The organism is Shewanella sp. c952 (assembly GCF_019654975.1).
Taxonomy (GTDB): domain Bacteria; phylum Pseudomonadota; class Gammaproteobacteria; order Enterobacterales; family Shewanellaceae; genus Shewanella.
The window spans coordinates 32,090-57,301 of sequence record NZ_BPEW01000011.1; the positions used below are offsets into that span (position 1 = coordinate 32,090).

The window sequence follows — 25,212 nt, forward strand, 5'->3', positions numbered from 1 at the left end:
ACTTAAAATACGATCCGAACTTTGCTTGAGCCTGTTAGCGACTCAAGCGCCAGCATTAGGTCATCAGTCGGATTTACCCGCCACTCATCACCCAGTGCAAACTGAGCCTTAGTTTCCGGCTGGGCATAATTGACCAAAACAGGCACTGCGCCATTTTTCCATGGCTCAACCGCAGCTTGAAAACGGTTCAACCAATCTCCATCTATATCTGTCGATTGCAGGTCAACTTCTACCGCATTCGCAAAATGGCTACGCGCTTCGCCCATCTCTATAATGTTACGCGCCGTCATGCGATTACCGCCGGAAAAATCATCAAAACTCACTTCGCCCTCGATAATCAAAATACGATCTTTTTCAAGCAAATGGTTAAACTTCTCGAATGCTTCGGTAAATAACATTACCTCTAAACGTGCGCTCTTATCATCCAAAGTCACCAAGCCCATTTTCGAGCCACGTTTGGTCATCATGACTCGAGTCGCCACCACCAGCCCTGCTGCTTTCATGGTTTTACCACGCTCTGTTGGATGAACGTCTTTCAGCCGACCAGAGGTATAATGCTTAAGCTCTTTGAGGTATTGATTGATCGGGTGACCAGTTAAATATAAGCCTAGGGTGTCGCGCTCGCCCTCTAGCCAGACTTTATCTGGCCATGGTGTACACTCAACGAACTGCTGTTTGTCATCTTCTGGCTCATTATTTAATAAACCAAACATATCATGCTGACCAATCGCCTCTGCTTTTGCATGTTGATCTGCGGCGCGAATAGCTTCTGGTAGTGTTGCGACCAGTGACGCTCGATGCGGGCCAAGATTATCTAATGCTCCCGCGCAAATTAACTTTTCAATCACGCGGCGATTGAGTTTTTTAAGATCGATTCGAGCACAAAAATCAAATAAGTCGGTAAACGGGCCATCTTTTCTGGCTTCCAGTATCGAGTCGACAGGCCCTTCACCGACACCTTTAACCGCGCCAATACCGTAAACAATATTAAGATCTTCATCGACGGTGAATCTAAATAACCCCTTATTCACATCGGGTGGAATAAGCGGTAACCCCATACGTTCACATTCATCAACTAAGGTTACAATCTTGTCGGTGTTATCCATATCAGCCGACATCACCGCGGCCATAAACTGCGACGGGTAATGGGTCTTTAGCCATAGTGTTTGGTAGGATACCAATGCGTAAGCAGCAGAGTGAGACTTGTTAAATCCATAACCCGCAAATTTTTCCACCAAATCGAAAATCTTCATCGATAGTGGGCCATCAACGCCGTTCTTGATTGAACCCTCTTCAAACGTTCCACGCTGCTTTGCCATCTCTTCTGGCTTTTTCTTACCCATAGCACGACGTAACATATCCGCGCCGCCCAAGGTATAACCTGCCAATACCTGGGCAATCTGCATCACCTGCTCTTGGTACAAAATAATGCCGTAGGTTGGCGACAGTAACTCTTTCAATGATTCGTGCTGGTACTCTGCATCTGGGTAGGAAACCTCTTCACGGCCGTGCTTACGCTCAATAAAGTTATCTACCATGCCAGACTGCAAAGGACCGGGTCTAAACAGTGCTACTAGTGCAATCATATCTTCAAAGCAGTCAGGCTGAAGGCGTTTAATCAAATCCTTCATACCCCGGGATTCCAGCTGAAATACCGCCGTGGTTTCGTAGCGCTGTAGTAACTTAAAGCACTTAGGGTCTGTCAGCGAAATTGACTCAATTCGCACATGCTCTTCGCCATTTTTGTCTTTAACGGCGTTTACCATCTGTAACGCCCAATCAATAATGGTCAGCGTTCTTAGACCTAAGAAATCGAACTTAACCAAACCTGCGGTTTCTACATCGTTTTTATCAAACTGAGTAACCGGGTTAAGCCCTTCCGAGTCACAGTAAATAGGAGAGAAATCAGTAATTTTGGTCGGCGCGATAACAACACCACCAGCATGCTTACCCGCGTTACGCGTTACACCTTCCAATATGCGGCACATGTCGATGAGATCTTTAACCTCCTCGCTACCATCATAAGACTCTTGCAGAGCCGGTTCGACTTCAAACGCTTTAGCCAGAGTCATCCCCGGTTCAGCTGGCACCATTTTCGAAATACGATCAACAAAACCATATGGGTGGCCCAATACTCGACCCACATCTCGTATTACCGCTTTAGCCGCCATGGTACCAAAGGTAATAATCTGCGATACCGCATCACGGCCATAGAGTTCAGCAACGTGGTCAATAACCTCATCTCGACGATCCATACAAAAATCGACGTCGAAATCCGGCATTGAGACACGTTCTGGGTTAAGAAATCGCTCGAACAGTAAGTCATATTCCAGTGGATCGAGATCGGTAATTTTAAGCGCATACGCCACTAATGACCCAGCACCCGAGCCTCTGCCGGGACCAATGGGGATATCGTTATCTTTACCCCACTGGATAAACTCCATTACGATAAGGAAGTAACCAGGGAATCCCATCTCGTTAATCACTTTAAGTTCAATATCCAAGCGTTCATCGTATTCTGGCCGCTTCTCTGCTCGAACCTCTGCATCGGGGAATAAAAACTCTAAGCGCTCTTCTAAGCCTTTTTCAGAGACATCAACCAGAAAGTCTTCAATAGATAAATCGCCTGTGGGAAAGTTAGGCAAGAAATATTCATTCAAGCGTACAGTAACATTGCAACGCTTAGCGATCTCAACCGTATTTTGAATCGCCTCAGGGATGTCTTCAAACAATTCGCACATCTCTTCGCTGCTCTTAAAATACTGCTGTTCGCTGTATTTTTTAGGGCGGCGAGGATCGGCCAATGTGAAACCATCTGAAATTGCTACTCTGATCTCATGGGCTTCAAACTGCTCTGGCTTGTTAAATACCACTTGGTTGGTGGCAACAACGGGAAGATCTTTCGCCTGCGCTAGCTCAATAGCCATGTGCAAGTAACGCTCTTCATCAGGACGTCCGGTACGTAATAATTCTAAATAGTAGCGGTCTGGAAAGTGCGTCTGATAAAATTCAATTAAAGAATCAACTTGAGCCTGATTCTCTTTCAGTAATGCACGGCCCACGTCGCCATGCCGACCACCAGAGAGTAAGATCAAACCGTCGTTATACTTAGCTAACCACTCATGATCAATGACTGCTCTATCGTCAATATGACCGCGAAGATAGGCATCACTGATAAGTAACGTTAAGCTCGAGTAGCCTTCATTATTCATTGCTATTGCAGTAATAGAGCAGAGTTCGTCGACGCCCGGTACCTGCACCCAAAACTCAGTGCCGATAATGGGTTTTATTCCAGCGCCATGACAACCGCCGTAAAATTTAACCAGTCCACACATATTCGTCTGATCCGTCAGCGCCACCGCAGGCATCCCAAGCTCGCTCACTTTAGCAAGAATAGGTTTAACCTTGGACAGTCCATCAGACATTGAAAAGTCACTATGGACGCGCAAATGCACAAATAAAGGATCAGACATATATGGAGTATCTTTCTTTTAGGTAGATGAAGACAAATAGTCAATCTTACAGAGTAAAACATGGACTAGCAGCAAACAAGCGAAACCGCTAATCCAAGCAACGGATGGATAAATTTTTAGCGACCATCATTGCGGTGTATACACTTAAGAACATTGGGTAAAAAGGACAAGCTCTACATCGCTTCACGTACTGGTCGAAAACTCTTGCGATGCTCTGCAAGAACGCCGTACTTCGCTAATGCTTCAAAATGAGCCTTAGTCGGATAACCTTTGTGTTTCTCAAATCCATATTCTGGATATTGCGCAGCTAAAACATCCATCTCACGGTCACGTACCACTTTTGCAACGATTGATGCAGCGCTTATAGCATCAATAAGACCGTCGCCCTTGATAATAGCATGGCTCTGCATACCAAAATCAGGACAGCGATTACCGTCGACTAATACAGAGGTCGGCTTAATCGATAAGCCTGCAACCGCTCGCTGCATGGCCAGCATGGTGGCGTGCAGTATATTTATTTCATCAATTTCGATAGGTGTTGCAGCGCCAACGCTCACACTTAAAGCTTTCTGTTGAATTTGTTCGTACAACAATTCACGTTTTTTTTCAGATAATTTCTTGGAATCATTCAAACCAACAATAGGATTATTGGGATCTAAAATAACCGCAGCGGTTACCACATTGCCAATTAGCGGGCCACGACCGACCTCGTCCACACCAGCATATTGCCCAATACAAATAATTTCTATCTGCTCTGGGGTGATACCTTTAAATACAGCCATTAACCTTGCTCCTCAACTAGCTTAATCACCGCGTCAGCTGCACGCGCACTGGCATCACGACGAATATCATTATGCATCGCCATGAAACGATCATGTAACGGGGTAAAATCGCTATCGAGCTGAAGAGATACTGCATCAGCAATCTTTTGTGCAGTGCAGTTCTCTTGAATCAATTCATCAACGATATCATCGTCAGCCAACAAGTTTGGTAGCGAATAACGTTTAGTGAGCATCATACCTTTCGCAATGCGGTAGGTAATAGGGCTAACTCTATAGGCAACGACCATCGGCCTTTTAACCAGCATAGCTTCAAGTGTTGCGGTACCCGATGCGAGTAATATGCAGTCGGCTGCAGCCATCACTTCGCGCGAATGCCCCTCAACTAAATGAATCTCTAAATCTGGTGCAAACTCGCTAAGCGCTTGTTCGAATTGTGCTCTGCGTTTTTCATTCACCAGCGGTGTGACAAACTTGATGTCGGGATAACGTTGCTTAATCAAGCTAGCCGCCTTAACGAACGGCTCTGCAAGCATTTTTAACTCGCCACCTCGTGACCCAGGTAAGATAGCCAAATATTCAGCTTCGCTATCAAGTCCAAGTAGTTCGCGCGCTTCAGCTTTGTTGCTTTCTAGCGGAATATCATCTGCTAAAGTATGACCCACAAAGGTACAGGGGACTTGGTACTTATCGTAAAATGCTTTCTCAAACGGCAATAGTGACAACACCATATTGGTTGCCTTTGCAATTTTGAAGATCCGCTTCGGTCGCCATGCCCATACTGACGGGCTAACATAGTGAACCGTTTTTATGCCACGAGCTTTAAGCTTTAACTCAAGTCCTATATTAAAATCAGGCGCATCAATACCGATAAAGCAGTCTGGATTACATTGCGTGATCTCATCAATGAGCGACGCCCTCACTTTCAATAACCTTGGTAAACGCGAAAGCACTTCAACAATCCCCATCACTGCGAGTTCTTCATAAGAGAACAGAGATTCAAAGCCAAGCGCGTCCATACGCGGACCACCAATACCAACAAAGCGTGCATCAGGATAGCTTTGTTTAAGCGCCTTTATCAGGCCAGCGCCGAGAATATCACCTGAGATTTCTCCGGCGACCATAGCAAATATACGAGGAGTGTTTGAGCTCATAGAGAGGAGTCTATTTTTGTGATGAATGATAAAGAAAAAACCCGCTATATAACGGGTTCTTATTCTTTCTAACGAACGATGCCTCTATTAGAGGAAGCAATAAAGTCGACCAACAGTTTAACTTGTTCATCATCCACTGCCGCCTCCTTTAACTGCTCGACCGCTTCTTCTACGGTTAAGCCGTTACGGTAAAGCGTTTTATAGGCTCGTCGAACGGCAAGCTGAGATTCTTTACTGAATCCTCTACGCTTTAGCCCTTCACTATTAAGGCCTCTTGGCACTGCGGGTTGACCCGAAGCCATTACAAACGGTGGCACATCGTTCAAAATTAAAGAATAGCCAGCCGTAAATGCATGAGCGCCGATTTTAACAAACTGATGTACGCCAGTCATGCCACCGAGAATTGCATAATCTCCAACATGAACATGTCCAGCAATTGAGGCATTATTTGACATAATAACATTATCACCAACGACACAGTCGTGGGCGATATGCACATAAGCCATAAACAGGTTGTTTGAACCGATACGGGTTTCCCAATTATCTTGAGTTGTACCACGGTGTATCGTTACCGATTCGCGAATAATATTATTATCGCCAATAATAAGACGAGTTGCTTCACCTGCAAACTTCTTATCTTGGCAATCTTCGCCTACAGAGGCGAATTGATAAAATTTATTACCTTTACCGATAACTGTCGGGCCTTTCACAACAACGTGTGAACTAAACCAACAGTCATCACCAATTTCTACGTTTGCGCCAATATAGGTCCATGGACCTATAGTGACGTTATTACCAATTTTGGCATCTGGATGGATGTAAGCTAATTTATCGATCACTTGGAAATCTCTCTCCGTGCACACATTATTTCGGCTGAACAAACAACCTCGCCATCCACTTTGGCTTCGCCAGTAAATACGCCTATTCCGCGGCGCTCTTTAATCATTTTCACTTCGAAATGCAACTGATCACCTGGTTCTACAACACGCTTAAAACGTGCTTTGTCGATCCCAGCAAAATAGTATAGTGCATCGTTCGAAGGTGCATCACTCATCGTCTTGAATGCTAAAAGGCCAGTAGCTTGCGCCATAGCTTCTAAAATCAATACGCCTGGCATCACAGGTTGAACCGGGAAGTGCCCCTGAAAGAATGGCTCATTAATGGTGACGTTTTTGATAGCGTGTAGGGTCTCACCAGGGGTGAAGTCCAACACTCTATCAATCAATAAAAACGGGTATCTATGAGGTAAAAACTTTAGGATCTCTTTGATATCCATTGTATTCAATTGATTTGACACGAAACTTATTCCTTAATCTGCCCAAGGCAGCTAATCATTTACTTTGTGTTTTTCTCTAGTAACTTCACGCGCTGAAAAAGCCCATCAAGTTGTCTAAAGCGAACAGTATTTTTACGCCACAGTTTGTTATCCATCGCAACCGTTGCAGAAGAATATACACCTGGCTCACGGATCATACTGGTAATGTTAGTGCTACCTGTAATATGCACACCATCACAGATGCTTAGGTGGCCTGAGATGGCACAGTTGCCACCCACAATACAGTGCTTACCAATAGTCACGCTACCTGCAACGACGGTGCTCCCCGCTATCGCAGTATTAGCGCCAATAATATCGTTATGTGCTATCTGAACTTGGTTATCTATAATCACGCCGTCATGAATTTCGGTGTGATCAATCGCGCCGCGATCAACGGTAGTATTTGCGCCAATCTCAACTCGGTCACCAATTCGAACACCACCAGTTTGTGGAATTTTAATCCACTGACCACGTTCATTGGCATAACCAAATCCATCTGAGCCTAAAATAGTACCCGAATGAATAATACAGTCTTGACCTAAGTGTACATTATGATAAACAGTCACATTAGCCCATAATAACGTGTTAGAGCCAATAACACTGTCTTGCCCAACAACACTGCCCGCGCCTACTTGGACATTGTTACCGAGAACAACATTTTCGCCAATCACTGCATTGGCACCAATAGCAACATCCTCTCCTAGCATAGCAGAAGCAGCTATTTGCGCAGAAGGATGAATATTTTCAGCGGCTTTTGGCGTGGTATCAAGAAATTGTGCAATGCGGGCAAAACCAACATATGGGTCTTTTAGGACAATTGCATTGCCTTTAAACCCGTCAGCGTCTGCCGGACTCATCAAAATCGCTGACGCAGCTGTAGTTTCAAGCTGTGAACGATATTTTGAGTTTGCCAAAAAAGAGATTTGACCTTTACCTGCACCGTCCAAAGTGCCGACCGTTGATATTTCAACGGAATCGTCACCTTGAACATCTGCATTAAGATGGTCAGCCAGTACTCTTAAAGTATAGCTAGTCATCTATTTACTTGCCTTTACCTAGAGCTTCAACAACCTTGTTGCTGATGTCAGCAGTTGGCTTAACGTAGATAACTGCACCACGTTGTAGCACCATGTCATACTGCTCTTTTTCGGCAATGGTATTGATTGTCTTTTGTACTTCAAGCAACAATTTATTTTGCTCTTCACCGTTACGACGACGCATATCTTCGTCTAATGCTTTGCCTTTAAGTTGCAGTTCAGCCTTCATTGATTCCATTTTACGAACCATTTCAGTCTTCTGAGATTCACTCATAAGCGCTGCATCACGTTGTTGCTTTTCAAGCAAACCACGTAACTCTTCTTGCATTTTCTGCACAGCAGCAACACGGTCACCAAATTCAGCTTTTAAGGTTTCGTTAACCTGCTCGCGTTGAGGTAGCTGTTCAAATACAGCTTGCATATCAACAACTGCAATCTTTTCAGCGTGCGCAGCTAGTGGTGCACCTAAAAGAACTAAAACCATCATTGCGCGATTTAACATCTTATTCAAAACAAACTCCTTTATCTCAGCAAAACTTGCCGATTACATTTAAATTATTTTTAGAAAGTTTTACCAATATTAAACGAGAAGATTTCTGTTTCATCATCCTCGTATTCCTTGATTGGCCATGCAAGACTAAACACCATAGGTCCCATCGGCGACAACCATTGCACGCTCATACCCCAAGAGGCACGAATACGACTCGGATCGCTATAATCTTCAAGTTTATTAAACTCTTCTATTGGAAGATAACGATACGACTCATAGTCAAACTCAGTATCCCATACGTTACCCGCATCCACAAAGAAGCTTGTACGAACCGAGTTGGTATAGGCTTCATCTAAGAACGGCGTAGGTACAATTAACTCTAAACTCGCCGTTGCAATGGCGTTACCACCAATTGAGCGACCTGAGCTAACTTGAATTTGGTTAGGATCCCCTGGTAGCGTACAACCCGTTCCAGAAGGATCTGGTGAACATGGTTCGCTGCCACGATATAAGTAGAATGAACGTGGACCAACCGAGTTAGACTTAAAGCCACGTAATGAACTACTACCACCTGAGTAATAGTTTTCCCAGAACGGTAGAATTTGGTCATTATCATTAAACTGACCATAACCGTTACCGTAACCTAAACGGCCTCGCGCTAACATAACAAAGCTGTGACTGCGGTTGATTGGGAAGTAAAAGTTGGTATCAAAGTCAGCCTTAAAGTACTGCAGGTCAGACCCTGGAACCGTCATTTTACCATTTAAACGTTGTGACGAACCGTCTGACGGGAACGTACCACGGTTCAAGTTACTGCGTGACCAACCAAGGCTTAACTCAAAGTTATCGAAGCTTAGACCAGCATTAGGATCATCAGAATCACGGTAAATATCATAAAAACGAACTGCTTGCTCATAAGCCGAAATCTCTGAAATTTCGTTATGGCGGTAGCCAATGCCACCGTTTATGCGGTTGTATTCGTTAATTGGAAAACCGGAGTTGATTGCAATACCGTAAGAACTATTTTTATAGGCCTCTAGGTTTGCTTCATCAGCATCAAACTCACTCCAATATATGCTACCACCAAGGCTTACACCATCTTTAGTGAAGTATGGATCTGTAAACGATAGATTGACATTTTTAGAGTATTTATTGGTATTTAAATTAACACCAGCTTGGTTACCAGTCCCTAAGAAATTGCTTTGCTGTACACCGAACTGCAAACTAAGCCCAGATTCAGTACCGTAACCTACGCCTGCGTTAAATGAACCTGATGGTTGCTCTTTAACGTTAAAAGCAACGTCAACTAAGTCATCAGTGCCTGGAACTTGCACGGTTTCAGTATCAACGGTCTCAAAGTAACCTAAACGGTTTAAGTTTGACTTAGATAGTTCAACCTGAGCAGAGTTTAACCATGCCCCTTCCATTTGGCGCAGTTGACGACGCATAACTTCATCTTTAGTCACTGTGTTACCAGTGAAGTTGATATTACGCACGTAGACACGCTTACCTGGTTTAACATTGATATTTAACGTCACTTCTTTAGTTTCGTCATCAATTTCCGGGTAAGTCTTAACTTCAGGATAAGCATAACCATAACGACCTAGATACTTACCGTACATCTCTTCGGTAAATGTCACATCGCCGCCGTTATACATATCCCCTTCTTTGATAGGCAAGATAGCTTGTAACAGCTCTTCACGCCCCATCAAATCACCCGTTAGGTTAACGTCTTTAACCTTATACTGCTCGCCTTCGTCTACATTAATCGTAATATAGAGACCTTTACGGTCTGGCGTCATAGCGACTTGAGTTGAAGTCACATCAAAGCGAATATAACCACGGTTCTGATAATAGGTTTTAATCGTTTCTAAATCGGCTTGAAGCTTTTGCTTTTGGTAACGACGTTCACCAAATAGATCCCACCAAGCAACATAATCTTTAAGCTCAAGCATACCGATGAGCTCTTCATCACTAAATTCGCTATTACCAACAACGTTGATTTGACGAATCTCAGCAGCTAAGCCTTCGGTAAAGGAGAATTTAAGCTCGACACGATTACGTGGCAAATTGACGATCTCAGCTTTTACCTTAGCGCCATACTTACCTACGCCATAGTAGAAATCTTGAAGGCCTTTTTCGATGCCAGACAACATGGTGCGGTCAAGTGACTCACCAATTTTAACGCCTGATCCATCAAGACTTTCTTGTAACTGCTCATCTTTAATGTCTTTGTTACCTTCAAAGGTAACAGAGCTAATTGTCGGTCTTTCGGTGACTTTAACCACCAAAACATTGCCGTCGCGTAACACTTCTATCTTTTCGAAGTTAGTTGACGCATATAAGCTCTTAATTGCTTGCTGCAATTTTAATTGATCAACAGTATCACCTACCTTTACAGGTAGATTTAGCAGAGCTGCACCGAGCGCAACTCGCTGTAATCCTTCAACTTGGATATCAGCTACTTCAAAGGGTTGAAAAGTATCAGCCCAACCGTTCCCTGAAAAAGACGCTCCGACTAATAACATCGAGGCAAAAATTTTATTCAATCTCATAGAGCACTTCTAATTATTTGTCTGTCCCTGATCAGAGTCGGGAAAAATCATTGAAGAGCGCAACACTCATCAAAATTAGCAGCAATGCTGCCCCAAATCTGAATCCAATTTCCTGAACCTTTTCAGGTACAGGCCTGCCTGTTATCACTTCAACGAAGTAATACAAAAGGTGTCCTCCATCTAGCACTGGCAAAGGCAAAAGATTAATGATGCCCAAGTTCACGCTAATCAAAGCAAGAAAACCTAAAAAGTAAACCAATCCGACATTAGCACTATTTCCCGCACCTTGTGCAATAGAAATAGGTCCACTCAGATTTTTAACTGACACGTCACCAGTTAATAACTTGCCAATCATCTTAATGCTGACGGAGACAAGTTGCCATGTTTTATCCACTGCAACAGGAAAAGAGTCAAAAAAACCATACTCTAACTGCAATTTCATGTTGTCTGGCCAAGGCTCAGAGGTAGGAGCAACCCCAATCACTCCCTCAATGCCACCATCAGCATTTTCTCGTGACTTAGGAGTCACCTTCATCACGAGCTGCTCACCGTCACGCCTAACAGTAATATCAACGCTTTTATTTGCCGATTGCTGGATGATTTCCACAAAACGTGGCCACTCACTATAACGTTCACCGTCAATAGCAACCAAGATATCGCCAACTTTAATACCTGCAAGCCCTGCAGCACCTTCGTCACTAACCATTGCTAACGTTGGCAATATTTGTGGGCGATACATGCCCAAACCGATAGCGGTTATCGGTAGCTCTTTTTCAGGATCGAATTTCCACTCGCGAGTATCTAATGTATATTGCTGCGCATTCGAATTTGTCCCTTCTAAGCGATTCAACGGGGCGACTGAAATATCGACTTGTTGGTTACCTATGTGGCCTGCAAGCGCCAGATTAACCTCTTCCCAGTCTTTCACTTTTTGGCCGCCAACAGTCATGATCTGCAGTGGCTCTTTGACAACAATTTGCGCAGCGGGAGATCCCGCAATGGTTGAATCTATGACAGGTTTAATGGCGGGAACGCCAATAAGATACATTGCATATAGCGCAACGATAGCGAAAATGAAGTTTGCAATGGGGCCAGCACTAACAATTGCAATACGCTGCCACACGCCCTTGCGGTTGAATGCTTGATCTTTCAATTCTTCGGGTACGTCATCAACTCGCTCATCAAGCATCTTGACATAGCCACCCAGCGGGATCATCGCGATAACGTACTCTGTACCATCTTGTCCGGTTTTACGCCAAATAGCTTTACCGAAGCCAATAGAGAATCGCTCGACTTTAACGCCGCACTTTCTAGCGACCCAAAAGTGTCCATATTCATGCGCAGCGATCAAAATACCCAGTGCTACGATAAACGAACCTAGGTTCCAAAAAAAATCTATCATTCCCTTCCTCTGAACTATTTGAGCTTATTAACAGCTTCTAATGCATATTGTCGTGCTTGGCTATCTAACGCCATAATATCGTCAATAGTGGTTAATGATTGCGCCGTTACGTGCTTAAAACTCTGTTCATTGATAATGGCTATATCGGTGAAACGTATCTGACCATCTAAAAACGCCTGAACTGATATTTCATTAGCTGCATTTAGAACGGTTGTCGCTTCTTGTCCTTGTTTACAAGCTTCAATTGCTAACGCTAAACACGGGAAGCGATTGAAATCAGGTTCTAAGAAGCTTAACTGTCCGACTTTGAAAAAGTCTAAAGGTTCAACTCCCGAGCTAATTCTCTGTGGAAAAGACATGCAATGCGCAATAGGTGTACGCATATCAGGATTTCCTAACTGTGCGATAACCGAGCCATCTCGATACTGCACCATAGAATGAATCACACTCTGTGGGTGAATAACGACTTTTAACTGCTCAGCACTCGCATTAAACAACCAGCGTGCCTCGATGTATTCAAGACCCTTGTTCATCATGCTAGCGGAATCAACCGAGATCTTCTGCCCCATCGACCAATTAGGGTGCTTACAAGCTTGTGCGGGCGTCATTGAAGACAGTGTAGTTAACTCAGAATTTAAAAATGGCCCACCTGAACCCGTTAACAAAATATGAGATATACCAGCACCGGCTAAATCACAGCGACCAATCTCTAATTGAGTTCGTTCAGATAAGCACTGAAAAATTGCATTATGTTCGCTGTCGACGGGTAAGACTGTCGCACCTGAAGATTGCATCGCCTCAATGAACAATTGGCCTGACATCACTAACGACTCTTTATTCGCCAGTAATACGCGCTTGCCAGCTTTAACAGCCGCTAATGTCGACGGTAGACCCGCTGCACCTACGATAGCAGCCATCACAGTATCAACTTCAGAGCAACTCACAAGCGATAAAAGTTCATCTTCACCTGTAGTGACTTCAATCGCCAATTCAGCTGGTAGTAACCGCTTAAGTTCAGTAGCAGCGTGGGCATTTACCATATGAGCGACAACAGGACGATGTTCAATACAAATATCAAGCATCTTGGCGACATTGGTATTCGCAACAAGTGCAAATACACGGTATTGATCCTGATTGCACTTAACGACATTTAAGGTGCTAGCGCCGATAGAGCCTGTAGCACCTAGAATCACCATATTTTGCATATCGTTACATCCAAAAAGCTATATATATTAAAGTAAATACCGGCAATGCTGCAGTTAAGCTATCAATACGATCTAACACACCGCCGTGACCGGGTAAAATTGTGCCTGAGTCTTTAATATTCGCAACTCGCTTAAACATACTTTCAGACAGATCGCCCACCGCTGAAGCAAGTGCAACAAATAGGGTTACAGAAATTAAAAGCCCTAGCTCTTGTTCCGGTGAAAAATACATGACCCCAGCAACAATAAGCATGGTTGTCGCCAGTCCACCGAGCAAACCTTCAATGGTTTTAGCCGGACTCACGTTAGGCATAAGTTTGCGTTTACCGAATGATTTACCCGCAAAATAAGCGCCTGAATCAGTCGCCCAAACGACTAACATGACTAAAAAGACCAATGTGCCACCGTAATAAGGTGAGGCTTCAGTACTGAGTGCTTTAAGAGATAATAAAGAGACGAAACATGGTATTAGGGTTAGCTGTCCGAACATGGATTTAAGCATGTGGCTATTTTTCCAAAAGCCAGCACTTTTGGGAAAAGAGATAACCATCAAAAATGAGATAAACCACCATAGCCCACCCATTGCAATCACCCCTAAAAATATAGGGTGCATCATACCTTTAAACCATATTTCGTTTGCTGGCACCATAATATTGAGTGCTATTAACAAAACACCGATGGTTATGGTGAAGCTCCATTGAGTCATTTCACACTGACTATCAATGATACGCCCCCACTCCTTAGCGGCAATTAAAAAGACACCCAATAGTGCCCAGGAAAAATACTCAGTTGGTAGGCCAAATATGGCACCAAAAACTAAAGGGATTAACCATAATGCTGTTGTTATTCGTTGTTTTAGCAAAAAAATGCCCTCTTTTTATAATTACAAAGCGCGAATAGTATCAATTTGAGTTCCAGTCAAACCAAAACGGCGCTGTCGGCTTGCAAACTTAACGATGGCATCTTTGAAAGCATCCTCGTCAAAGTCGGGCCATAGCGTGTCAGTAAATACTAACTCTGCATATGCGGCCTGCCAAAGTACAAAATTGCTGATCCTGAAATCACCACCAGTGCGGATCATTAAATCAACTTCAGATTGGTTATGCATACAAAGATGCTCGCTCAATGCCTCTTCGGTGAACTGCTCGCTAGTCATTTCACCCGCTTCAACTTTTACCGCGAGTTTTTGTGCTGCTTGCATGATGTCCCAACGCCCACCGTAGTTAGCTGCAACATTGAGTACTAAACCACAATTGTTAGCCGTTTTCTCTTGAGCGGTGGCAATCTGCTTTTGCAATCTTGTTGAAAAGCGACTGATATCACCGATGATATTAAGTCGTACATCATTTTTATCGAGTAACTTCAACTCCCGTTGTAGCACCGTAAAAAACAGTTCCATTAACAAGCTGACCTCTTTATCAGGTCGACGCCAGTTCTCGCTAGAAAAGGCAAATAAAGTTAATGATTCGACGCCTAACGTACGTGCTGTGCTCACAGCCCGTCTTACCGCTTTCACGCCAGCCTTATGGCCAACAACTCGCGGCTTCCCTTGCGCCTGTGCCCAACGTCCATTGCCATCCATAATGATAGCAACGTGTTTAGGGATAGACTGTTTAACCAGTGCTGATAGCTCATCTGGTAATGCTTCTGACACATCCTCGTCAGATGGGGAATCGAATGACATCTATTACAACCCTTAAAAATAGACAAACGCCGTGTAGTATAACTCTACACGGCGCCTGAACTCTATAGCCTGTTTCCCTTTCGCGTTCAATATTTATTCAACCATTAAACTTTTAGCGTAAGGCGTGAGCAATAACCGACTGCACATTTTAAGAATTCGCTATAAACACTGATGGTGTCTAAAATTAGAACTCCATCAATTCCTTTTCTTTTGCTGCTAGAATTTCATCAATCTTCTTGATGTGCGCATCGGTAAACTTCTGCACTTCATCTTCGCTGCGACGAACGTCATCTTCAGTACACTCTTTCTCTTTCTCAAGCGCTTTAACATCTGAGTTAGCATCACGACGTACATTTCGAACAGCAATTCGGCCATTCTCAGCTTCAGCGCGAACGACTTTAATAAGGTCTTTACGACGCTCTTCAGTTAGTGCTGGAAGAGGAATACGAATTGTTGCACCCGCAGACATAGGGTTCAAGCCAAGGTCTGAACTCATGATCGCTTTTTCAACTGCTGCAATCATTGTGCGGTCAAAAACTGACACATTTAGTGTGCGAGCATCACCAATTGAAACACTAGCAACCTGCTTTAATGGAGTCAAAGAGCCGTAGTATGGCACCTGAATGGTATCAAGTAGGCTTGGGTGTGCACGGCCTGTACGCACTTTAGCCATTTGAGATTTAGTTGACTCTACACATTTATCCATGCGTGTTTGCGCATCTGTTTTAATTTCGTTTATCACTTTATATGTCCTTTTAAGTCACTAGGAGCTAGTTGCCCTTTAGGGCCTATTGAATTCATTTTGCACAGAAGCGAGGCAAATTAAGAGTATAATCTAAACGCATAAAACATCTGATTATCTTGCTCTCACGTCCTGCGCAGTACCAATGACTTTTAGGCTAGCATCTTCTGATACAGAGTAAAACTCAGTCGAGCTCGACATTGGTACATTTTGTTTCAGTTGCTGTTATAACAAACAACATCAGCTATCACTGTAAAGGTAATTAACCAGCGTTAATTAACGTCCCTTCTGGCTCACCCATAATAACGCGGCGCAATGCACCAGGTTTATTCATGTTAAAAACCAGTAATGGCATATTATGATCTCTAGCCAAGGTAAATGCAGCCAAATCCATGACTTTAAGTTCTTTGTCTAAGACTTCGTTGTAAACCATTTGATCGTACTTGACCGCTTCAGGATTTTTAACTGGATCATCAGAGTAAACGCCATCAACCTTAGTGCCTTTAATCACGATTTCAGCTTCAATTTCGATACCGCGTAAACAGGCTGCAGAATCTGTAGTACAGAAAGGGTTACCTGTACCCGCAGCAAAAATAACAACACGACCAGACTTTAGCAAACTGATTGCCTCCGCCCAGTTGTAGTCATCACAAACGCCTTTAAGCGGTATAGCTGACATTAAGCGTGCGTTTACATATGCACGGTGCAATGAGTCACGCATTGCCAAACCATTCATCACAGTTGCAAGCATCCCCATATGGTCACCAACAACACGATTCATACCCGCTTGCGCTAAACCTTCACCGCGAAACAGGTTACCACCACCAATGACAACACCGACTTGAATACCGAGTTCAACTAACTCTTTGATCTCCTGACCCATACGATCAAGCACTTTAGGGTCGATGCCGAAGCCTTCTTCACCCATTAGGGCTTCGCCACTTAGTTTTAAAAGAACACGGCGATAAGCAGGTTTAGGATTGGTACTCATATTTATTATTCCTGATAATGGCTTTAGGGAATTGTATACTCAAATAACCTCACGATGTAATTTTAGTCTCACACATCATAAACTTATTTCAGTAAATACAATAAGACCGCAGCAATAGCTACGGTCTTAAGTTGGCTAAAAAAGGAGATTAACCTTTAGTAGCAGCGATTTGTGCAGCTACTTCAGCAGCAAAATCTTCTTCTTTCTTCGCGATACCTTCACCAACTTCTAAACGGATGAAGTTAGAAACTGAAGCACCTTTCTCTTTAAGAATAGCGCCAACAGTTTTCTTTGGTTCCATGATGTAAGCTTGGCCAGTAAGAGAGATCTCACCAGTAAACTTCTTCATACGACCAAGAACCATCTTCTTAGCAATCTCTTCAGGCTTGCCTTCGTTCATAGCGATTTCGATCTGAAGTGCTTCTTCTTTTGCAACAAGATCAGCAGGAACATCTTCAGGGTTAACGAATTCAGGCTTAGAAGCAGCAACGTGCATTGCAACGTGCTTAAGTGTTTCTTCGTCAGCTTCACCAGCAACAACAACACCAATACGCTCACCGTGACGGTACTGAGCTAGGTTTGCACCATCGATGTATTCAACGCGACGAACGTTGATGTTTTCACCAATCTTAGTAACAAGTGCAACACGAGTTTCTTCGAACTGTGCTTTAAGATCTTCGATAGTCACTTTAGATGCAGAAGCAACCTCAAGTACTGAGTTTGCAAACGCTAAGAAGTTAGCATCTTTTGCAACGAAGTCAGTTTGACAGTTAACTTCTAATAGAGCAGCGAAACCTTCGCCATTCTTAATAAGGATTGCGCCTTCAGCAGCGATATTACCCGCTTTTTTAGCAGCTTTTGCAGCACCGCTCTTACGCATGTTGTCAATTGCAAGCTCGATGTCACCGTTAGTTTCGGTCAAAGCTTTCTTACAGTCCATCATGCCAGCGCCAGTGCGGTCACGAAGTTCTTTAACTTGGGCAGCAGTAATTGCCATTGTTAAATCCTCTACAGATAATTCTTCAAATTCAATAGATATAGAACAGGGGCAAATCACCTTAGATGAAATAGCCCCTGCTCACCAATCATGTATCTTGGTTAATAAGGGAGATGGAAAAAACCATCAAACTTATTATTCAGCTTCTACGAAACCGTCTTGCTCAGCTTGAACAGCTAGATCTTGGTTACGACCAGATTTAGCAGCAGTAGCAACAGACTCAGTGTAAAGACGGATAGAACGCATAGCATCATCATTACCAGGAATGATGTAGTTGATACCGTCTGGAGAAGAGTTTGTATCAACAACAGCAACAACAGGAATACCTAGGTTGTTAGCTTCTTTAATAGCAATATGCTCGTGGTCAGCACCGATTACGAAGATCACGTCTGGAAGACCAGCCATGTTCTTGATACCACCAAGAGACTTTTCTAGTTTCTCAAGTTCACGAGTACGCATAAGCGCTTCTTTCTTAGTAAGCTTGTCGAAAGTACCGTCGATAGACTGGCTTTCAAGATCTTTAAGACGCTTAATTGATTGACGAACTGTTTTCCAGTTAGTCAACATACCACCTAACCAACGGTGATCTACGTAGAACTGGTCACAAGAAACAGCAGCTTCTTTGATAGCTTCGCTCGCAGCACGCTTAGTACCAACGAAAAGAACCTTACCTTTTTTAGAAGCGATGTTGCTGATGAACGCTAATGCTTCATTGAACATAGGCACAGTGTGCTCTAGGTTAATGATATGAACGCCGTTACGTGCGCCGAAGATGAATGGCTTCATCTTTGGGTTCCAGTAACGAGTTTGGTGACCGAAGTGAACACCGGCTTGTAGCATGTCGCGCATTGAAACTGTAGTCATTTTATTTACCTTAAATAATTAGGGGGTTAGACCTCCACATATCCCATATCTTCGACCCGGTTAGGGGCACCCCGAAGAATGTGTCGATATGTGTGTGATTTAGTATTTTCAATTAGCCATGTATAATGGCCGCCATATTAACGCTGTCGCTCTACCGAAGGTCGAACAACAAGAGTCAAACATAACGGCGCGCTTTATACCATATTTTGAAAAAAAGCACAAATATTTACGTCGTTTTAGGGCATAATAGCCTTTATTGAAAGACAGCAAATCTAAAGACAGAAGAGACAGTTGAATGAGTATTGTAATTAAGACGGCAGAAGAGATTGAAAAAATGCGCGCTGCAGGTAAATTGGCAGCCCAGGTTCTAGAAATGATTGCTCCTCACGTAAAAGCGGGTGTCACCACCAATGAGCTAAATGACATATGTGCCAAATTTACAGAAGATAACGGCGCGATCTCGGCTCCTCTTGATTATCATGGCTTTCCAAAATCTATCTGTACCTCTGTAAATGATGTTATTTGTCATGGTATCCCAAATGATAAGCCACTTGTTGATGGCGATATCATCAACATCGATATTACGGTGATCCTTGATGGTTACCACGGCGATACCTCTAAAATGTTCCTAATCGGTGAGGTTAGCCCTAAGAATGCTCGCCTTTGTCGTATCGCCCAAGAAAGTCTGTATGCCAGTATCAAGAAAGTCCGCCCAGGTATGAAACTTGGTGAAATTGGTACCTTAATCGAAAAGTTCATTAAATCTAAGAAGACCGGTCTAGAGAAATACAGCATCGTCACAGATTATTGCGGTCACGGTATTGGCGCTGTATTCCATGAAGAGCCACAAGTGATGCATTATAAAAACAATGACAAAACTGTGCTGCGTGCCGGTATGTGCTTTACCATTGAGCCTATGATCAATGCTGGTCGTCACACCAGTGTGCTTGATAAAAATGATAACTGGACGGTTACCACCTCAGACGGCAAGAATTCAGCCCAATGGGAGCATACTTTGTTAGTCACCAAAACAGGCGTTGAAGTGCTAACGCTACGTGAAGAGGAAAAAGATCTTCCACGTATCATCAATCATTAAGCATTGATGCAGGTTAAAAGGCGTGATTTATCACGCCTTTTTTGTGCTAACGACTTCCCATCCACAGATAAGTTAAGCACTTAGCTTACAAAACTCCGTTTCCAGTCAATTGTTTGTCATCCCGATATTATTTATAGCGATAAAGCACTTCTAATTTGTTTTTTTTGCATAGATAATCATTAGACTCTCCCAATAAAGCGCATTAAAGAAAATATTGATGAACAGTGCCCAAACAGCAAAAAGTGTTCTTATCGACTTAAACAGCACATTGCTAGACTCTTTTAATAGTCAATCTGATATTCGTGCGATCGTCAGCGAACGCTGTCAGCATGTAGATGCACTATTACAAAAAGAGTGGGTCTTCCATGGTCTACAACAATTCGCTATCGCACTGGTTGCTGTTGGCGGCTATGGTCGTGGGGAGTTACACCCGCAATCTGATGTCGATTTACTGTTTCTTACTGACGGAGAATTAACCGCGCAAGCAGAGCAAGCGCTGGGAAAGTTCATTACCTTTATTTGGGATGCTGGTCTCGAGGTCGGTCACAGTGTTCGCTCTATTGATGAAACCATGGCTCAAGGGCGCAGTGATATTACTGTTGCTACAAACTTACTTGAATCTCGCTTACTTTGTGGCCCTCAAGCGCTTTATAGCACGCTTTACTACAATATCCGCCAAGACGAGTTTTGGCCGAGCAGTGACTTTTATGTCGCTAAACGTGATGAGCAGATTACTCGGCACGCAAGAGCTAACGCCTTCGATTTAGAACCCAACTTGAAAAGCTGCCCAGGTGGCCTCCGAGATATTCAGACCATAGCTTGGGTCGCTATGCGTCATTTCAATGCTAATAAGTTAGAAGATTTGGTTGTTTACGACTTTCTAGAGCCACATGAACTGGATGAGTTACTCGAATGCCAAGATTTTTTATGGCAATTACGTTGTAGCTTACATTTAATTTCTGGCAGAGATGAAAATCGACTACTGTTTGACCTACAGCGGCAAGTCGCCGACTTAATGGGTTATGAAGATCAAACTCAGCTCGCTGTAGAGCAGATGATGAAACGCTATTACCGCACCGTAAGGCGAGTCATGGAGCTTAATCAGATGTTATTGCAGCTCTTTAAGCGCGCAACATTAGGCCATATAAAAGCCTTGGAAGTTGTGCCGATAGATGAGCAATTTCAGCGATGTGGAAAATTCATAGAAAGCCTTCAGCCAGCGCTATTTGATAGCCCTGAGAACATTCTAAAACTGTTTCTTTGTGTTGCCAAAAATTCAAATGTCAAAGCCATTTATGCAGTCACACTGCGTAGTTTGAGACAAGCGAGAAGAGCCCAAACTCAAGCCTTAATGTTCAATGAACAGTGCCGCAAGATTTTTATGGAGATCTTACGTCACCCTCGTGGCATTGTTGCACTGTCACTGATGCATAAACATGGCATTTTATCGGCCTACCTGCCCGCTTGGAGAAATATTGAAGGTCAAATGCAATTTGATCTTTTCCATGCCTATACCGTCGATGAACATACTCATAGGCTATTACTCAATATTGAACGCTTTTCCCAACCAGAGCAAAAAGAGGAATTCCCACTTGGCTCAGTACTGATCAATCAGTTACCTAAAAAGGGACTATTAGTGCTTGCTGCGATCTTTCATGATATCGGCAAAGGTAGAGGCGGCGACCACAGTAAGCTTGGCGCCGTTGACGCGCTTGAATTCTGTAAACTACATGGCTTAAATGATCATGATGGTCGATTGGTTAGTTGGCTTGTTGAGCACCACCTTGTTATGTCGGTAACCGCTCAAAGACGCGATATTTCAGATCCTGATGTCATCGGCGATTTCGCCGCAAAAGTGCGTGATGCGGTTCACCTCAGTTACCTGTACTGTCTCACAGTAGCCGACATATGCGCCACTAATGAGAAAACCTGGAATAGTTGGAAAGGCTCATTACTTCGCGACCTTTATTTTGGCACTCAGCGAGTATTAGCAAGAGGCAAAGAGAAGCCTGTCGATATCAGAGGTCGAGTCCGCGAACATCAGGCTAAAGCTAAAAAAGAGCTTTTGCGTCGTGGCATAAAAGAGAAAGATTTAGATCTATTATGGCAACGCTTTAAAGCAGACTACTTTTTGCGCCATCAACCAAATCAAATAGCCTGGCATGCTGAAGCAATAATAAAACATAAGCATGATGAAACCTTGGTGCTAATATCTAAACATACCACCAGAGGCGGAACAGAGCTGTTTATATACGGTAAGGACAAACCAAAGCTATTTGCCACTGTGATGGCGATTCTAGATAACAAGAATATCAATGTGCATGACGCAACAATCATGAACTCTAAAGACAACTACGCACTAGACTCTTTTGTTATTTTAGAACAAGATGGCATGCCAGTATCTCAGCTATCGCGGATCCAAGGGATCAAAAAAACGTTAATTAAAGCGCTGAGTAGTGATACGCCAAAGTTGCCAAAATTTAGAAATCTTTCAAGAAAGATGAAACCTTTTAAAGTAGCCACTCAAGTCAGTTTCCCTCCTACCCGCCGTCATGGTACAAGTATGATGGAACTCATTGCATTAGATGCACCAGGGTTACTCGCGAGAATAGGTGAAGTATTGTTTCGATGCGAGGTTAGACTGCTGGCAGCAAAGATCACCACCATTGGTGAGCGAGCAGAAGATTTCTTTCTGTTGCAAACAACCGATGGCGAACAGTTAAATGAAACGCAACAGAAAAAATTACGAATAGCACTCACGAGTGCACTTTAGATATATTGATAACCAAAATACCAGGAGAAGTTAATGGAGGCTTTACGCCAACGTATAGAGGCGGCTTTTGAAGCTCGCGCAGAGATCAGCCCAACATCAGTAGAACCAAGTGTTCGTGCAGATGTAGAAAATGTCATTGCAATGCTAGATAAAGGCGAAGCAAGAGTCGCAGAGAAAATTGACGGCGAATGGCATGTTCACCAGTGGCTAAAAAAAGCTGTGCTACTCTCATTCCGAATCTTCGATAACGGTGTAATCGACGGCGGCGAAACCAAATACTTCGATAAAGTGCCAATGAAGTTTGCTGACTATGATGATGCTCGCTTTAGAGAAGAAGCGATTCGAGTTGTACCACCAGCAGCAGTGCGCAAAGGCTCATACATCGGCAGAAATACCGTGTTAATGCCATCTTATGTAAACCTTGGTGCTTTTGTTGATGAAGGCTCTATGGTTGACACTTGGGCTACAGTCGGTTCATGTGCTCAAATTGGTAAAAATGTACACTTATCAGGCGGTGTCGGCATTGGTGGTGTTCTTGAGCCATTACAAGCTGGCCCAACGATTATTGAAGACAACTGTTTCATCGGCGCGCGTTCAGAAATTGTTGAAGGCGTAGTTGTTGAAGAAGGCAGTGTTATTTCAATGGGCGTATACATCGGCCAGAGTACGCGTATTTTTGATCGTGAGACTGGTGAAGTTCATTACGGTCGCGTTCCAGCAGGCTCTGTGGTTGTATCTGGTAACTTACCGTCAAAGTGCGGCACATACAGCTTGTACGCAGCAATCATCGTAAAGAAAGTTGATGCTAAGACACGCGGGAAAGTAGGCATCAATGAGCTATTGCGCATTGTTGATTAATCTACTTTTTGGCTAATTAAAAATCCCACTATTAAGTGGGATTTTTTTTGCGCGATAAAAATGCCCAAATTGACACATTTTGTTACCCTCAGTCATACAATGATCCCAACTCCACACCTTGATACAGTTCGCTACACAATCGTTACAATCATTTGTCTGTCATGCGCTTTACTCAATGATGAATCCCAATGGAAGAGTAGGAGCAGGACATGTTCAAAACACTCGTAATAGCAGGTGCCGCGCTAGCAATGACATTTAGCGCAAGTGCAGCAATGACGCCTCAAATGGAAACAGCACTCATATCAGTGTGTAAAGCGGGCGCAAGTAACAGTAATTATCGGTTCAATAATACAATGAAAAGTTACCGTATTAACAAAAGCCGAATATTCCCAAGATTGGTTTGTAATGGTGAATCATTCTACAACTTTGCCCTTAATGCAGGCGCAGATAAAACAGCGGCAAAAATAGCCCCTTACGCTAGAGGTACTGTGACCATTAAAGATATTGCACAAACTGAACAAGACAGCGATTTTTATGTTGTGAATTATTAGTCTTATTTGCTTAAATAAAAAGAGGCCTCAAGCCTCTTTTTTGATCGCGCGATTTAAAAAACGACGGTCTTATTGCCATAAACAACGACATCTTCGTTAATCACCAATTGCAAAGCCTTGCTTAACACACTTTTCTCAACATCTCGGCCACACTTAGACAATGCTTCCACGCTATAACTGTGATCAACAGGAATAACGTCTTGCTTAATAATTGGGCCTTCATCTAGCGAATTAGTCACAAAGTGAGCCGTCGCGCCAATAATTTTAACCCCACGTTCCCAAGCTTGTCGATAGGGCGACGCCCCGATAAAAGCCGGTAAAAATGAGTGATGTATATTAATAATTCTATCGGAGTAATGGCTGACAAATTCAGGTGTTAAAATCCGCATAAATTTTGCCAGCACTAAGTAATCAGGTTCATAAGCCGCTATCACTTTAAGCATTGCTTGTTCGTGCTCAGCGCGATTTAAACCTTGATGGTCAATATGATGAAATGGTACATCAAATTTCTCAGTAAGAGCGGCAAGCACATCATAGTTGCCCACGACGGCTGCAATCTCAACATCAAGAGCCCCCGAATAAGATTTAATTAATAGGTCGCCAATACAATGTGCTTCTTTAGTCACTAGCACCACAATACGCTTCTTTCCCACATCAACTAATTTGGTATGGTTCTTCACTGGCAGTACAGCTTGTAACTGCTCCAATAGGCGAGCAGGCTCAAAATAACCTTCCAGCTCAGTACGCATAAAAAATCGGCCTTCGCAGTTATCCACAAACTCGCTATTCTTAATGATATTAAGTCCATGCTCAAAACACGCAGCCGTGATTTTGGTAATAAGGCCTGGCGCATCAGCGCAGTCAATAATCAACACCTTTCGTTGCATATACATTCTCACTATCATTTGAATTGCTAAAAACAATCACGCCATTAAAGACATGAATCAAGCTCAACATTAAGAGGCTTAAACAGTCGAGGCAACCTAGATTAAGCCGTTATCCCTATAAACCGTTAGCAAAGTAAAGATTCTTCAACACAAGTTAGACTTAAGTGATGATTTCACATAAATTTTGGTTCTATAACCTAAATAAAGGGAATAAAGGGAATAAAGGGAGGTTATCTATATAGACGTCTTGTGCCATTAAAACAAAACGATAGAAGTATAATTTGGCTAAGATTGTGCAAGATTAACGCGCTAAATATACAGAGAATGATATTAAGCGCATGAACCGAATGCGGCAATTG

The 25,212-nt window shown here is 43.2% G+C and carries 21 protein-coding genes; 4 read left to right on the plus strand and 17 right to left on the minus strand.

Annotation, left to right across the window (positions count from 1 at the left end):
* Window positions 1–2: 2 nt before the first annotated feature.
* The 16 genes from dnaE to rpsB all read right to left on the minus strand — a co-directional run bounded on the left by dnaE (window position 3) and on the right by rpsB (window position 18,688).
* Window positions 3–3,473 carry a DNA polymerase III subunit alpha gene (gene dnaE, locus K5R16_RS09775; protein WP_220737376.1) on the minus strand — a complete coding sequence of 1,157 codons (3,471 nt, stop codon included), beginning with the start codon at window positions 3,471–3,473 and terminating at the stop codon, window positions 3–5.
* Window positions 3,474–3,646: 173 nt separating this feature from the next.
* Window positions 3,647–4,255 (minus strand): ribonuclease HII, encoded by a 609-nt coding sequence (rnhB, locus tag K5R16_RS09780; RefSeq protein ID WP_220737377.1) that lies wholly within the window; start codon window positions 4,253–4,255, stop codon window positions 3,647–3,649.
* A complete protein-coding gene (gene lpxB / locus K5R16_RS09785; protein WP_220737378.1) occupies window positions 4,255–5,406 on the minus strand; it encodes a lipid-A-disaccharide synthase in 1,152 nt (383 codons plus the stop codon). Before lpxB ends, rnhB begins: the two co-directional genes overlap by 1 nt.
* Window positions 5,407–5,474: 68 nt before the next feature.
* Window positions 5,475–6,245, minus strand: coding sequence for an acyl-ACP--UDP-N-acetylglucosamine O-acyltransferase (lpxA, locus tag K5R16_RS09790; RefSeq protein WP_220737379.1), 771 nt, complete (start codon window positions 6,243–6,245; stop codon window positions 5,475–5,477).
* Entirely contained in the window at window positions 6,242–6,703 is a 462-nt protein-coding gene (gene fabZ / locus K5R16_RS09795) for a 3-hydroxyacyl-ACP dehydratase FabZ (RefSeq protein ID WP_044555987.1), read from the minus strand. The genes lpxA and fabZ overlap by 4 nt, the downstream gene beginning before the upstream one ends.
* 38 nt (window positions 6,704–6,741) lie before the next feature.
* Window positions 6,742–7,758, minus strand: a complete 1,017-nt coding sequence (lpxD, locus tag K5R16_RS09800) for a UDP-3-O-(3-hydroxymyristoyl)glucosamine N-acyltransferase (RefSeq protein ID WP_220737380.1) — start codon at window positions 7,756–7,758, stop codon at window positions 6,742–6,744.
* Between the two features lie 4 nt (window positions 7,759–7,762).
* On the minus strand, window positions 7,763–8,260 hold the full coding sequence (locus K5R16_RS09805) for an OmpH family outer membrane protein (RefSeq protein ID WP_220737437.1): 498 nt from the start codon (window positions 8,258–8,260) through the stop codon (window positions 7,763–7,765).
* Between the two features lie 59 nt (window positions 8,261–8,319).
* The gene (gene bamA, locus K5R16_RS09810; RefSeq protein ID WP_220737381.1) at window positions 8,320–10,803 is read right to left on the minus strand and encodes an outer membrane protein assembly factor BamA; all 2,484 of its coding nucleotides are present in this window, start codon (window positions 10,801–10,803) and stop codon (window positions 8,320–8,322) included.
* A gap of 31 nt (window positions 10,804–10,834) precedes the next feature.
* A complete protein-coding gene (gene rseP / locus K5R16_RS09815) occupies window positions 10,835–12,205 on the minus strand; it encodes a sigma E protease regulator RseP (RefSeq protein ID WP_220737382.1) in 1,371 nt (456 codons plus the stop codon).
* 14 nt (window positions 12,206–12,219) lie between these two features.
* On the minus strand, window positions 12,220–13,410 hold the full coding sequence (ispC, locus tag K5R16_RS09820) for a 1-deoxy-D-xylulose-5-phosphate reductoisomerase (protein WP_220737383.1): 1,191 nt from the start codon (window positions 13,408–13,410) through the stop codon (window positions 12,220–12,222).
* Window positions 13,411–13,414: 4 nt separating this feature from the next.
* Window positions 13,415–14,272, minus strand: coding sequence for a phosphatidate cytidylyltransferase (locus K5R16_RS09825; RefSeq protein ID WP_220737384.1), 858 nt, complete (start codon window positions 14,270–14,272; stop codon window positions 13,415–13,417).
* A gap of 21 nt (window positions 14,273–14,293) precedes the next feature.
* The gene (locus K5R16_RS09830) at window positions 14,294–15,094 is read right to left on the minus strand and encodes an isoprenyl transferase (protein WP_220737385.1); all 801 of its coding nucleotides are present in this window, start codon (window positions 15,092–15,094) and stop codon (window positions 14,294–14,296) included.
* Window positions 15,095–15,278: 184 nt separating this feature from the next.
* Complete coding sequence (frr, locus tag K5R16_RS09835; RefSeq protein WP_220737386.1) at window positions 15,279–15,836, minus strand: ribosome recycling factor; 558 nt, start codon at window positions 15,834–15,836, stop codon at window positions 15,279–15,281.
* A 262-nt stretch (window positions 15,837–16,098) separates the two neighbouring features.
* The gene (pyrH, locus tag K5R16_RS09840) at window positions 16,099–16,827 is read right to left on the minus strand and encodes a UMP kinase (RefSeq protein ID WP_220737387.1); all 729 of its coding nucleotides are present in this window, start codon (window positions 16,825–16,827) and stop codon (window positions 16,099–16,101) included.
* A 148-nt stretch (window positions 16,828–16,975) separates the two neighbouring features.
* The gene (gene tsf / locus K5R16_RS09845) at window positions 16,976–17,824 is read right to left on the minus strand and encodes a translation elongation factor Ts (RefSeq protein WP_220737388.1); all 849 of its coding nucleotides are present in this window, start codon (window positions 17,822–17,824) and stop codon (window positions 16,976–16,978) included.
* Window positions 17,825–17,959: 135 nt separating this feature from the next.
* A complete protein-coding gene (gene rpsB, locus K5R16_RS09850; RefSeq protein ID WP_220737389.1) occupies window positions 17,960–18,688 on the minus strand; it encodes a 30S ribosomal protein S2 in 729 nt (242 codons plus the stop codon).
* Between the two features lie 295 nt (window positions 18,689–18,983).
* Between rpsB and map the strand changes: the two genes are divergently transcribed.
* The 4 genes from map (at window position 18,984) to K5R16_RS09870 (ending at window position 23,966) form a co-directional block, all read left to right on the plus strand.
* Window positions 18,984–19,784 carry a type I methionyl aminopeptidase gene (gene map, locus K5R16_RS09855; protein WP_220737390.1) on the plus strand — a complete coding sequence of 267 codons (801 nt, stop codon included), beginning with the start codon at window positions 18,984–18,986 and terminating at the stop codon, window positions 19,782–19,784.
* Window positions 19,785–20,001: 217 nt separating this feature from the next.
* Entirely contained in the window at window positions 20,002–22,557 is a 2,556-nt protein-coding gene (gene glnD / locus K5R16_RS09860; protein ID WP_220737391.1) for a bifunctional uridylyltransferase/uridylyl-removing protein GlnD, read from the plus strand.
* 33 nt (window positions 22,558–22,590) lie between these two features.
* Complete coding sequence (gene dapD / locus K5R16_RS09865; RefSeq protein ID WP_020913565.1) at window positions 22,591–23,415, plus strand: 2,3,4,5-tetrahydropyridine-2,6-dicarboxylate N-succinyltransferase; 825 nt, start codon at window positions 22,591–22,593, stop codon at window positions 23,413–23,415.
* 209 nt (window positions 23,416–23,624) lie between these two features.
* On the plus strand, window positions 23,625–23,966 hold the full coding sequence (locus tag K5R16_RS09870; RefSeq protein WP_220737392.1) for a DUF3718 domain-containing protein: 342 nt from the start codon (window positions 23,625–23,627) through the stop codon (window positions 23,964–23,966).
* A gap of 53 nt (window positions 23,967–24,019) precedes the next feature.
* Here K5R16_RS09870 and purU read toward each other — a convergent pair whose 3' ends face one another.
* Entirely contained in the window at window positions 24,020–24,853 is an 834-nt protein-coding gene (purU, locus tag K5R16_RS09875; protein ID WP_220737393.1) for a formyltetrahydrofolate deformylase, read from the minus strand.
* Window positions 24,854–25,212 lie beyond the last annotated feature (359 nt).